The 11,035-nt window shown below is 60.2% G+C and carries 9 protein-coding genes and 5 tRNA genes; 10 read left to right on the forward strand and 4 right to left on the reverse strand.

Going from position 1 to position 11,035, the window contains the following annotated elements; all coding sequences use genetic code 11:
- Positions 1-192: 192 nt before the first annotated feature.
- Positions 193-1,596 carry a type I glutamate--ammonia ligase gene (gene glnA, locus Q0349_RS09870; protein WP_298080735.1) on the reverse strand — a complete coding sequence of 468 codons (1,404 nt, stop codon included), beginning with the start codon at positions 1,594-1,596 and terminating at the stop codon, positions 193-195.
- Positions 1,597-1,728: 132 nt separating this feature from the next.
- Between glnA and gltX the strand changes: the two genes are divergently transcribed.
- The 9 genes from gltX to Q0349_RS09915 all read left to right on the forward strand — a co-directional run bounded on the left by gltX (position 1,729) and on the right by Q0349_RS09915 (position 7,075).
- Positions 1,729-3,132, forward strand: a complete 1,404-nt coding sequence (gltX, locus tag Q0349_RS09875; protein WP_298080736.1) for a glutamate--tRNA ligase — start codon at positions 1,729-1,731, stop codon at positions 3,130-3,132.
- Between the two features lie 68 nt (positions 3,133-3,200).
- A tRNA-Ala gene (locus Q0349_RS09880) sits at positions 3,201-3,276 on the forward strand.
- Between the two features lie 3 nt (positions 3,277-3,279).
- Positions 3,280-3,355, forward strand: a tRNA-Glu gene (locus tag Q0349_RS09885).
- A gap of 54 nt (positions 3,356-3,409) precedes the next feature.
- A tRNA-Glu gene (locus Q0349_RS09890) sits at positions 3,410-3,485 on the forward strand.
- Between the two features lie 191 nt (positions 3,486-3,676).
- On the forward strand, positions 3,677-4,894 hold the full coding sequence (locus Q0349_RS09895) for a pyridoxal phosphate-dependent aminotransferase (protein ID WP_298080737.1): 1,218 nt from the start codon (positions 3,677-3,679) through the stop codon (positions 4,892-4,894).
- 75 nt (positions 4,895-4,969) lie between these two features.
- A tRNA-Asn gene (locus Q0349_RS09900) sits at positions 4,970-5,045 on the forward strand.
- A 21-nt stretch (positions 5,046-5,066) separates the two neighbouring features.
- Positions 5,067-5,142: transfer RNA gene (locus Q0349_RS09905), tRNA-Asn, on the forward strand.
- 109 nt (positions 5,143-5,251) lie between these two features.
- Positions 5,252-6,232: a polyprenyl synthetase family protein gene (locus Q0349_RS09910; protein ID WP_298080738.1), complete on the forward strand. Its 981-nt coding sequence runs from the start codon at positions 5,252-5,254 to the stop codon at positions 6,230-6,232.
- 222 nt (positions 6,233-6,454) lie between these two features.
- Positions 6,455-7,075, forward strand: a complete 621-nt coding sequence (locus tag Q0349_RS09915; protein ID WP_298080739.1) for a LysE/ArgO family amino acid transporter — start codon at positions 6,455-6,457, stop codon at positions 7,073-7,075.
- On the opposite strand, the gene Q0349_RS09920 is transcribed toward Q0349_RS09915, so the two are convergent.
- From Q0349_RS09920 to Q0349_RS09930, 3 genes are all read right to left on the reverse strand, one after another.
- Complete coding sequence (locus Q0349_RS09920; protein WP_298080740.1) at positions 7,041-8,003, reverse strand: DMT family transporter; 963 nt, start codon at positions 8,001-8,003, stop codon at positions 7,041-7,043. The genes Q0349_RS09915 and Q0349_RS09920 overlap by 35 nt on opposite strands.
- 161 nt (positions 8,004-8,164) lie before the next feature.
- A complete protein-coding gene (locus tag Q0349_RS09925; protein WP_298080741.1) occupies positions 8,165-8,368 on the reverse strand; it encodes a hypothetical protein in 204 nt (67 codons plus the stop codon).
- Between the two features lie 304 nt (positions 8,369-8,672).
- Complete coding sequence (locus Q0349_RS09930) at positions 8,673-10,433, reverse strand: suppressor of fused domain protein (RefSeq protein ID WP_298080742.1); 1,761 nt, start codon at positions 10,431-10,433, stop codon at positions 8,673-8,675.
- A gap of 61 nt (positions 10,434-10,494) precedes the next feature.
- Between Q0349_RS09930 and Q0349_RS09935 the strand changes: the two genes are divergently transcribed.
- A partial coding sequence (locus tag Q0349_RS09935) for a hypothetical protein (protein ID WP_298080743.1) occupies positions 10,495-11,035 on the forward strand: 541 nt, incomplete at its 3' end.

Consider the following 11,035-nt stretch of genomic DNA (forward strand, 5'->3'; position numbering starts at 1 on the left):
TGTATGGACAGATAGTCTGAGTAAATGTACGCCGGGAACATCCTCTGGTAGCGGTGCTTTTCCCTGAAATGTGAAAAATGCAAGTATCCGTGCATAGACGGCATCTCCCATCCCAGCCCCTCGCAGGAGGGGCTTTTTGTTTACATACACATCGAGCGCTCATGTGTATGTAAATGACGGTTATAGTACGGCTTAGCAGCTGTAGTACAGCTCAAATTCGAGCGGGTGCACTTGCAGGCGCATGCGTTCGACTTCTTGGCGTTTTAGCTCGATGTAGCCTTTGAGCAGGTCGTCGGTGAAGACGTCGCCTTGTTTGAGGAAGGCGGTGTCCGCTTCCAGCGCGTCCAGCGCCTGTTCCAGCGAGAAGGCGACTTGCGGGATGTTGTCCGCTTCTTCCGGAGGCAGGTCGTAGAGGTCTTTGTCCATCGCCTCGCCAGGGTGGATTTTGTTTTTGATGCCGTCCAGTCCCGCCATCAGCAGCGCGGAGAAGGCGAGGTAGGGGTTGGCGGTGGAGTCGGGGAAGCGGATTTCGATGCGCCGCGCTTTCGGGTTGGTGATGTAGGGGATGCGGATGGAGGCGCTGCGGTTGCGCGCGGAGTAGGCGAGCATGATCGGCGCTTCAAAGTGCGGCACCAGGCGTTTGTAGCTGTTGGTGGAGGGGTTGGTGAAGGCGTTCAGCGCGCGCGCGTGTTTGATGACGCCGCCAATGAAGTAGAGCGCCATGTCGGAGAGGCCGCCGTAGCCGTCGCCGCTGAAGAGGTTTTTGCCGTCTTTGCCGAGCGAGATGTGGACGTGCATCCCGGAGCCGTTGTCGCCGACGATGGGTTTGGGCATGAAGGTCGCGGTTTTGCCCGCCGCGTGGGCGACGTTGTGGATGATGTATTTGAGTTGTTGCACTTCGTCGGCTTTGCGTACAAGGGTGTTGTAGCGTACGCCGATTTCGCATTGGCCGGTGGCGACTTCGTGGTGCTGCACTTCCACGCCCTGACCGACGTGGCTCAGCAGTTCGCACATTTCGGCACGCAGGTCGTGCAGGGAATCGACCGGGGCGACGGGGAAGTAGCCGCCCTTGACGTTGGGGCGGTGGCCGCTGTTGCCGCTGTCGATGTCGGCGGCGCTGTTCCAGATGCCTTCTTCGCTGATAATTTCAAACATGACTTTGTGCATACTGGTCTGGTATTTCATTTCGTCAAAGACGAAGAATTCGTTCTCCGGGCCGAAATAGGCGGTGTCGGCGATGCCGGTGGATTTGAGGTAGGCTTCGGCGCGGCGGGCGAGCGAGCGCGGGTCGCGCGCGTAACCCTGCATGGTGTCCGGCTCAATGATGTCGCAGGTGAGGACGAGGGTTTTGTGCGCGTAGAAGGGGTCGATGTAGGCGGTCGCCGGGTCGGGCATGAGGATCATGTCGGAGTTGTGGATGCCTTTCCAGCCGGCAAAGGAGGAGCCGTCGAACATTTTGCCTTCTTCAAAGAAGTCTTCGTCGATGTCCGCCGGGTAGCTGATGTGGTGTTCTTTGCCCTTGCTGTCGGTGATGCGCAGGTCGAGGTATTCGATATTTTCGTCGTGGATGAGTTGCAGGATGTCGTTCGGGGTCATGCGGTTGCTCCGGTTGTGTGGTAAAGGGCGCCATTATATGCGTGCGGGTGCAGGCGGTGGGGTTTAGGCGGTAAAATGTCGCCTTATCTGGCGGGTCGCCCGCTGTTTTTGTTTGTTATTGTAGAGGTTTTTATGGTTGTTACCCGTTTTGCCCCCAGCCCGACCGGCGATTTGCATATCGGCGGCGTGCGCACCGCGCTGTATTGTTGGCTGCATGCGCGCCAGCATCAGGGCGTGTTCCGCCTGCGCATTGAGGATACGGATCTGGAGCGCTCGACCGAGGCGTCCACCCGGGTGATTCTCGATGGTCTGAACTGGCTCGGCCTGCATCATGACGGCGAAATCGTCTATCAAAGCAAGCGTTTCGCCGACTACGACGCAATTATCGAGCAGATGATTGCGCGCGGGCAGGCGTACTATTGCTGGTGCACGCCGGAGGAACTGGAGGCGATGCGCGAGGAGCAAAAGCGCCTCGGCCTGCCACAGCGTTACAACGGCAAATACCGCGACGGCGGCGAACCGGTGCCGGGCGTAACACCGGCGGTGCGCTTCAAGAATCCGCTGGAAGGAAGCGTGAGCTGGCACGACAAGGTGCGCGGCGTAGTGACGGTCAATAACAGCGAGCTCGACGACTGGGTTATCCGCCGCTCTGACGGCGCGCCGACCTACAATTTCTGCGTGGTCGTCGATGATGCGGCGGCGAAAGTGTCGCTGGTCATCCGCGGCGAAGACCACGTCAGCAACACGCCGAAACAGATTAACCTCTACCGCGCGCTGGGATACGACGTGCCGGAATTTGCGCACGTGCCGATGATTCTCGGCGACGACGGCAAGCGCCTGTCGAAGCGGCACGGCGCGACCAACGTCCTCGATTACCGCCGCGAAGGCTATCTGCCACCGGCGATTTTGAATTATCTGGTGCGCCTCGGCTGGGCGCACGGCGACCAGGAAATTTTCAGCATGGACGAGATGTTGCAATATTTCCGCATTGATGACGTGCATAGCGCCGCGTCCACCTTCAACACGGAAAAACTGCGCTGGCTCAACCAGCACTATATAAAAGAATCCACGCCGGAAGCGCTGCTGCCGCAACTGTTGCCGCAATTCGCCGCACTTGGCGTCGCTGTGGATGAAGCGACCGTACTGCGCGCCATCCCGCATTACCAGGAGCGGGCGAAGACGCTGAAAGAAATGGCAGAGCACATGGCGTGGATATTCGTCGCGCCGCAAACTTTCCCGGCGGACGCGGCGAAAAAAGCGTTCAAAGGCGCAGAAACGGCGCGGCTGTTGCGGGATTTGCAAACGCGCATCGCCGCGCTGGATGTGGTGAACGCGGAAACCTTGCACGACGCCATCGCCGCCTGCGTCGAAGCGAACGGCGTCGGCTTTGGCAAAGTCGGTCAACCCGCGCGATTGGCAATTACCGGCGGCGCGCCATCGCCCGATTTGGCAGTCACACTATCGCTGCTGGATAAAGCGGAAATCCTGCACCGCTTGCAGTTTGCCGCTGAATATATCGCGCAAAATCAGGAATAAACAAAAAAAAGCAGTTTGCCATTTGACGAAGGCGTGTGTTCCGCATAGAATGCGCGCCTTCCCGAAACGGGGCTATAGCTCAGCTGGGAGAGCGCCTGCATGGCATGCAGGAGGTCAGCGGTTCGATCCCGCTTAGCTCCACCAAATGTCCCCATCGTCTAGAGGCCTAGGACATCGCCCTTTCACGGCGGTAACAGGGGTTCGAATCCCCTTGGGGATGCCACCTTTCGGGTGGCATCATTTTTTTGGGAAGACCACACACAGTTAACCGTATCCTGTCCCCATCGTCTAGAGGCCTAGGACATCGCCCTTTCACGGCGGTAACAGGGGTTCGAATCCCCTTGGGGATGCCACACTACCCAAATTCAAAAAAACACGCTTCAGGCGTGTTTTTTCTTGCCCGTTTTCTGGCGGCATTTATACATACACCATGAGCGCTACCCTGTATGTAAACGCACGAAAGCGGCGACAAAACCGCGTTGCCGAAAGTGCCGCTTGGGCGTAATATTGCCGCCCTCATTTACCCATCCCACCGGAGAACCCCATGCGCAAAATCGGCAAATCGCACAAGCTGGACAACGTCTGTTACGACATTCGCGGCCCGGTACTGGCGGAAGCGATGCGCATGGAACGGCAGGGCTACGACATCATCAAACTCAACATCGGCAACCCGGCACCATTTGGCTTCAATGCGCCGGATGAAGTGCGCGAAGATCTGATCGCCAACCTTTCCAAGGCGCAGGGCTACAGCGAATCCAAAGGCATCTTTGCCGCACGCAAAGCCATCATGCACGAAACCCAACGCCTCGGCATTAAGGGCGTGACCGTTGATGACATCATCCTCGGCAATGGCGTTTCCGAACTGATCGTGATGGCGATGCAGGCATTATTAGACAGCGGCGACGAAGTACTGCTGCCGATGCCGGATTACCCGCTGTGGACAGCGGCCATCAACCTCGCCGGCGGCAAGGCCGTACACTACCTCTGCGACGAAGAAAATGGCTGGAACCCGGCCATTGACGACATCCGCGCCAAAGTCAATGCCAACACCAAAGGCATCGTCCTCATCAACCCGAACAACCCGACCGGCGCGGTTTATAGCGAAGAAATACTGCGCGAAATCGTCGCCATCGCCGAAGAACACGGCCTGGTCATCTTCGCCGACGAAATCTACGACAAAATCCTCTACGAAGGCGCGCGCCACATTCCGACCGCGACCCTGGTCGAACACACCCTCTGCGTCACCTTCAACGGAATGTCCAAAGCCTACCGCGCCGCCGGATTCCGCTCCGGCTGGATGATCCTCTCCGGCAATCTGGAAATGGCGCGCGGCTACCTCGAAGGACTGGATATGCTCTCCTCCATGCGGCTCTGCGCCAACGTGCCGGCGCAATACACCATCCAGACTGCACTTGGCGGCTACCAGAGCATCTACGACCTGACCCGCCCCGGCGGTCGCCTGCGCGAACAGCGCGACATCGCCTGGGAAAAAATCAACGATATTCCCGGACTCTCCATGAGCAAGCCGATGGGCGCACTCTACGGCTTCGTCAAAATGGACACCGAACGCTTCAATATCCGCAACGACGAACGCTTCGTCCTCGACCTGCTGCGCAACAAACAAATCCTCCTCGTCCACGGACGCGCCTTCAACTGGCACGCGCCCGACCACTTCCGCGTTGTCTTCCTCCAATACAAGGACGATTTAAGCGCCGCGCTGGACAAAGTCGCAGAATTCCTGAAAACTTACCAGCAAAAATAGCGGATTGCGAAAAAAGCAGGACACCGCCTTGACGGCATCAGCCAATCTCCTTAGAATTCGCCGCCTCAATTCCAATCCCGGATAGCTCAGTCGGTAGAGCAAGTGACTGTTAATCACTGGGTCGGCGGTTCGAGCCCGTCTCCGGGAGCCAAATTGAGGGAATAAAGACCAATCCCGGATAGCTCAGTCGGTAGAGCAAGTGACTGTTAATCACTGGGTCGGCGGTTCGAGCCCGTCTCCGGGAGCCAAATTCCAGAATTCCGTAAAACGCCCTGCACGGGCGTTTTTTATTGCCCGGCGCAAAAGGCTATCCGCTACAATAGCGCCTCTTTTTGGCAGCAGAAAACCGATCACAACATGAGCAAACGATTGAGCGACGAGGCAATACGGCAACTGGTTCAGCAAGAAATGCAGGCAACCGAAGCGCTGATGCGCGCGGAAATGCAGTCCGAAGTCCCGCTGGCAGAACTGGTGATGCAATACGCCATCGGCGACGGCGGCAAGCGCTTCCGCCCGTTCCTGACCCTGCTCAGCTGCGGCCTCTGCGACTATCGCGGCGAGCACGCCATTACCGCTGCCGCTTTCATCGAATTCATCCATAACGCCACCCTGCTGCACGACGACGTCGTCGATGAATCGGCGCTGCGTCGCGGCAAACCGTCCGCCAACATCGCCTTTGGCAACGCCGCCAGCGTTCTCGTCGGCGACTTCCTCTACACCCGCGCCTTCCAGCTGATGGTGCGCACCGGCAACAATGCCGTCATTGCGATGATGGCCGACGCAGTCAACCTCATCGCCGCTGGTGAAGTGATGCAACTCGGCAATATGCACGACCCGGACGTGGATGAGCCGCGCTACTACCGGGTGATTGAGCTGAAAACCGCAGTACTGTTCGCCGCTGCTTGCAAAACCGCCGGACTACTCGCCGAGCTTGCGGCAGAGCGCAGCGAACAACTCGCCGTGTACGGGCGCAAACTGGGCATGGCCTTTCAAATCATGGACGACCTGCTCGATTACACCGGCGACGAAGCGCTCATCGGCAAATCACTCGGCGACGACCTCGCCGAAGGCAAACCGACGCTGCCACTCATCCGCGCGCAACAACAACTGCCCGCCGCAGAAAAACAGCGCCTGCGCGATATCATCGAAGCGGGCGACCGCGACGCCATCGGCGAAGTCATCACCCTGTTGCAGGCGACCGACGCCCTGCCCTACAGCCGCGCCGCTGCCGCCCGTCTTGCCGATGAGGCCATGCAGGCGCTGGCAGATTTTCCCGACAGCGCCTACAAAAACGCGCTCTTTTCGCTGGCGCAACACACGACCGAACGCGAGCATTGAGCGGTACGGCATCTGCGCGCGTTTCCCGTAACGCCCCCCCGACGGTTATCGGTGCGCTGTCATTCTTTTGCCGTTGATGCAACCTGCCAGGGGGCTCAATATCGCCCGTGTTTTCAGGTGCCAATTGCGCTTGCACGCCATGACACCGCCCGTCTTGTGCAACTGTCATCACGCCAATCCAGGCAAACGCCGCTTATGGTATAGCAAAATTTTGGGGTTTTTATGAATGCACTTCTTCAGGGTTTTTTGGTGTCGGGCGGGCTTATTGTCGCCATCGGTGCGCAGAATGCCTTTGTGTTGAAGCAGAGTTTGCGGCGCTGGCAGGTGTTGCCCATCGTGCTGACCTGTTTTCTTTGTGATTTTTCGCTGATGACGCTCGGCGTTTTCGGCCTCGGCACGCTGATTGGCGAAAGCCGGGTAGCGTCGGTGGCGCTGGCGCTGGTTGGCGCGCTGTTTTTGGCGGTTTATGGGGCGCGGGCGTTCCGCGCGGCGTGGCGCGGCGGTGCCACGATGTCGGCAGACGGCACGGAAGCGGCGGGCAGCACGCAACAGGCGGTGCTGCTGACGCTGGCAATTACCCTGCTCAATCCGCACGTTTATCTGGATACGGTGGTGATTGTTGGCGGCATCGCCGGAACGCTGTCGCCTGCCGCCAAAGCGCTGTTTCTCTGCGGCGCGGTGGCGGCGTCGGCGCTGTGGTTTTTCGCGCTGGGTTTTGGTGCGCGGCTGTTGTTGCCGCTGTTCCGCCGCCCGCTGACTTGGCGTCTGCTGGACGCGGTGATTGGCGTGGTGATGTGGGCGATTGCCTTCAGTTTGTTGCGCTACGCTGTCGCCCTGCTTTGAGGCCGCGCCGTCCGAGATACATCAGAATCATCCCGGCGAAGGCGATGCTGCCGCCCGCAATCAGCGACCAGTGCAGGCTTTCGTGCAGCCAGAGGGCGGCGAAAAGCACGCCAAAGACGGGCTCAAGGGTGAGGTAGCCCGCCGCCGTGCCCGCGCCGAGGCTGCGGATGCCGTCGAAGTACCAGACGTAGGCGAGTACGGTCGAGCCGAAGACGATGCCGGACATGGCAATCCAGGCGTCGCGCGGGGCGCGAGCGAGTGCGCCCCAGGCGGCGGTGCCGTCGATGGCAAGCGCGAATGGCAACAGCATCAGCGCGCCGAGAAGCAGGGTGCAGACGGTAGTGATCAGCGCATCCATGCCGCCGAGGACGCGGCGGCCAATGAGGGTATAGGCCGTCCAGCAGAGGATGCAGAAGCCGATAAGGATTTCGCCGGTACCAATGCCGCCGTGCAACAGCGTCAGCGGGTTGCCCTGGGCGATGACCACCGCCGAGCCGCAGACGGCAAGCGCCATTCCCGCGATGATGCGCGCGTTCAGCCGTTCGCCGAAAAACCACGCCGCCGAGAGCAGGGTCAGCACCGGGCTGAGCGAAAACAGCACCGCCGCCTTGCCCGCCGGCATCCGCTGCACGCCGTACATGAAACTGGCGGTATAGACGGTGATGCCGAAGAGCGCCGCCAGCGCCATCGCGCCCCATTGGCGGCGGGAGAGGGTGAGCAGGCTGCGCAGACGGCGCAGGTGGTGCAGCCAGTAGAGCAGGACGAGTGCGGCGAGGAGGAAGCGCAGGGTGGCGGCGGTGAGGATGGGCATCGCGCCGGTGATGGTTTTTGCCCAGGGATAGGACGCGCCCCAAAGGGCGGTCATGCCGAGCAGTTTGAGATGCACGCCCCAGGGCGTGGCGGCAGGAGCGGGTTCGGGTGTATTCATGGGGTTCTGCGGGAAAACGCCCGCCGCTGCGGAGCAACGACGGGCGCGGGTATTAGCGAGGATTCGGGCGCTATTTTAGCGGTTTCGCGTGGTCTGCCCTGGCCGATTTTTGTGCTGCATAAAAAACGCAGCTTGCGCTGCGTTGTGGGATTAACTGCCGTTTAGCGGCTCAGGCTGACGTTGCCGTCTGCGCCATGCAGGGCAGCGGCGAAGGCATCAGCATCAAAGGTGTCTTCGTGGGTGACGACGATGTTGCCGTTGTTGATGTTCACCCATTTGACGCCGGGCACTTTCATGCCGGTATCTTTCAGTTTGTCGGTGTTGTCGGCGGTGAGGCCGCTCGCCTGGTAGAGGGTTTGTGGCATATGCGCTCCTGATGGGTTACGGGTCGCGCCGGATGGCGCTTGTTGGAGATGAATGCACGGACGATGCCAACAGCGCTGTTTTTTCTTTTTGTTTTCCTGAAGATGGGGCGATATTTTCGGGAACGTGGCACATCGGCAAGGCGATAAACACAATCTTCGCCTTGCGTTTATAGCTATCCACCGAAAGTTTCAGACAAGGCGCGTCGCTGTAGCCGCAAAATCGTCGTCATCACCCGGAGGGTGCGCCGAGGCGCACCCTATGGCGGATTCTGTAGTCTGGGACTTTAAGGTGCATTGCCTGTCTTCAGCGGCTGCTGTCCTTGCGGCGGGGATTGACGATTTCGCTGTTGATGCCGCTGTCATCGAAGTGTTCGAGCAGGGTGTCCAGTCCTTCCCGGGTTTTGAGTGCGATTTCGCCGGGGTAGAGCGGGATGAGCGCGTAGAGGTTGAGGCGGGTGCCGTCGCGGCTGTGAAAGACGCAGTATTCGTGCGGGTGGCTGACAAAGGGCGGCAGTACCAGCACGCCGGAGAAGGGCGTGTCGGCGATTGCGGTCATCGGCTCGCCGTTGGGGAAGATGTGGCCGGTGCCGAGCCAGTTGCCCGGCGTGCGCGCGAAGTCGGCAATCATGGTGAGCCAGGCGATCGGCCAGTAGCCTTGTTCGCTTTTGAGGTTGTCCGGGCTGATGTTCCATTCGGGCGGCAGCATGATCATCAGTTCGGCACGTTCGGCGGCGGTTTTGTTCGGGATTTCGTCCGGGATGTCCATTGGCCGGTCGGAGAGGCCGAGGGTGGCGAGGGTGTGGTAGGGGCGGTTTTCGCCGGGACGCCACCAGAGCAGGTCTATCGGGCTTTCGCTGTCTTCGCGGCGGAAGGTGGCGGTGACGGGGCCGAGGTATTGTTCGAGGTGGCTGGTGATTTCACGGCGGTAGTTGGCGCTGGCGGCGGCAATGTGCGCCGGCTCGTCGTCTTCGGGGTAGAGCTGGTAGCTGAGGTAGGTGTAGAGCCATTCATCGAAGCTGTCGTAATCGGCGAGGATTTCGTAGTCGGCGGTGTTGTAGATGACCAGCGGCTGGCCGTCGCTGCCGTCTTCGGTCGGGGCGTAGTCAAGTGCGATGAGGATGTCGCCGCTTTGGTACACGGGCAGCCAGGACGGGTGGGTGTAGTACGGTTGGGTTTGACTGGTTTGGTCGGCGTCAGGACGGATGGTGTCGTTGGGGTCGCCATTGATGCGTTCGCGCACCTTTTCCTGCCACATTTTTTGTACGGCGGCGATGTCCTGGTGGCCAATCCAGCGTTCGCCATCAGCGGTGGGGGCGCTGTAGCCGTTAAACACGCTCCAGATTTTTTTGAGGGTGGCGGGGAAGCGGATGCCGTAGAGGTGTTCGCTGATACGGATGTCGTTCGGGTTGGCGGGCGGGTTGTGCGGCAGCGCCGGGTTGGCTTTTTGCAGGGCGAGGTATTCGTCGAGCAGGGTGGCGAGGCTGACGGCGTGGCGGTGGGTGGTGATGGCGTGCGCGTGGCTGTCAAACCACAGTGCGAAGCTGTCGTCCAGGTGGAGGATGTTGCTGTTTTCGGGTTCGGTGTTGATTTGGGCGTAGATGACCTGGCCGCTGGTACCCTGGGGTTCGGGGTCGTAGTCGATGCAGTAGAAGCCTTCGTTGTCCGCCATGAAGGGGATCCAGAAGGGGTTGTAGAGGGTGTTTTTCGCCAGTCCTGCGGCGTCAATGTGCGGCAGGCGCACTTGCGGCCAGTGTTTGCCGTAATAGTTTTCGCAAAATTCGCGCCATTCTTGTTGTTTGCCGTAGATTTCGTCCAGCCCCAGCCAGCGCGGTTCGCCCGGCGGGATGCGGTCGTGGATTTGGCCGTTGAAGGCGCGGTAGATGGCGGCGAGGCTGTCGGGCAGGCGCACGCCGTGTTCGCTTTCAAAGTTTTTCAGTTCGGCGTCGCCTGCGCCGGGGTTGAGCGCGCTGGTGAGGCCACGGGCAGCGAGGTTTTCGAGGTAGTGTTTGAGTTTTTCGGCAATGTCCATGTTTTCGGTTGTGCGGGTTTGGGCTATGGGCGGCATTGTACGGGCTTTTCCGGCAGGCGGCGCGTAGAATGCCGCTGTTTTTGTAATGGAGGTTTTTATGTTTGTTGTTGCCGCAAATGCCCGCCTGTTCTCGTTTCCGGTGTTTTTTGATGGCGGCTGTGCGCCGTTTGTGCGCGACGGCCTGGCGTCGTTTGCCCTGTCGCAGCCGCAGGTGCGGGCGCAGGCGCGGGCGGATGATGTGTTGCTGGGGCTGTCCGGCGAGGATGGCCGGGTGCGGCTGGTGTTCGCTTTTGTCGTTGATGAGGCGCTGCCGTGGCCGGAATACAGCGCGCAATGCCGCACGGGTGAGCGTCGTCGCGTACCGCGCAATGTGCTGGATGCGGCGGATGCGATTTTCCCGCCAAACAGCCGCAATCCGCTGCCGTCATGGTCGGGGCATACCGCCGCCGATTTCGCGCGCGATGTGGAGGCGGGGCAACAGGCGCTAACCAGCCGCCGCTTCTGGTATTTCGGCAAGGGTGACCGCGTTCCGGCGTGGTTGCCCGAGGATTTGCAAACACTCTTGCCGGCGGAAGGGTTCCGCCAACAGGCGAACGCGCCGCTCGTGCCGCGTTTTGCCGCGTTCTTTAATGAACTGC

This window comes from uncultured Cardiobacterium sp., assembly GCF_938028185.1.
Lineage (GTDB): Bacteria > Pseudomonadota > Gammaproteobacteria > Cardiobacteriales > Cardiobacteriaceae > Cardiobacterium.

Coding starts and splice junctions, on each gene's coding strand:
- glnA (WP_298080735.1), bottom strand. CDS start 1,596: ATGACCCCGAACGACATCCTGCAACTCATCCACGACGAAAATATCGAA.
- gltX (WP_298080736.1), top strand. CDS start 1,729: ATGGTTGTTACCCGTTTTGCCCCCAGCCCGACCGGCGATTTGCATATC.
- Q0349_RS09895 (WP_298080737.1), top strand. CDS start 3,677: ATGCGCAAAATCGGCAAATCGCACAAGCTGGACAACGTCTGTTACGAC.
- Q0349_RS09910 (WP_298080738.1), top strand. CDS start 5,252: ATGAGCAAACGATTGAGCGACGAGGCAATACGGCAACTGGTTCAGCAA.
- Q0349_RS09915 (WP_298080739.1), top strand. CDS start 6,455: ATGAATGCACTTCTTCAGGGTTTTTTGGTGTCGGGCGGGCTTATTGTC.
- Q0349_RS09920 (WP_298080740.1), bottom strand. CDS start 8,003: ATGAATACACCCGAACCCGCTCCTGCCGCCACGCCCTGGGGCGTGCAT.
- Q0349_RS09925 (WP_298080741.1), bottom strand. CDS start 8,368: ATGCCACAAACCCTCTACCAGGCGAGCGGCCTCACCGCCGACAACACC.
- Q0349_RS09930 (WP_298080742.1), bottom strand. CDS start 10,433: ATGCCGCCCATAGCCCAAACCCGCACAACCGAAAACATGGACATTGCC.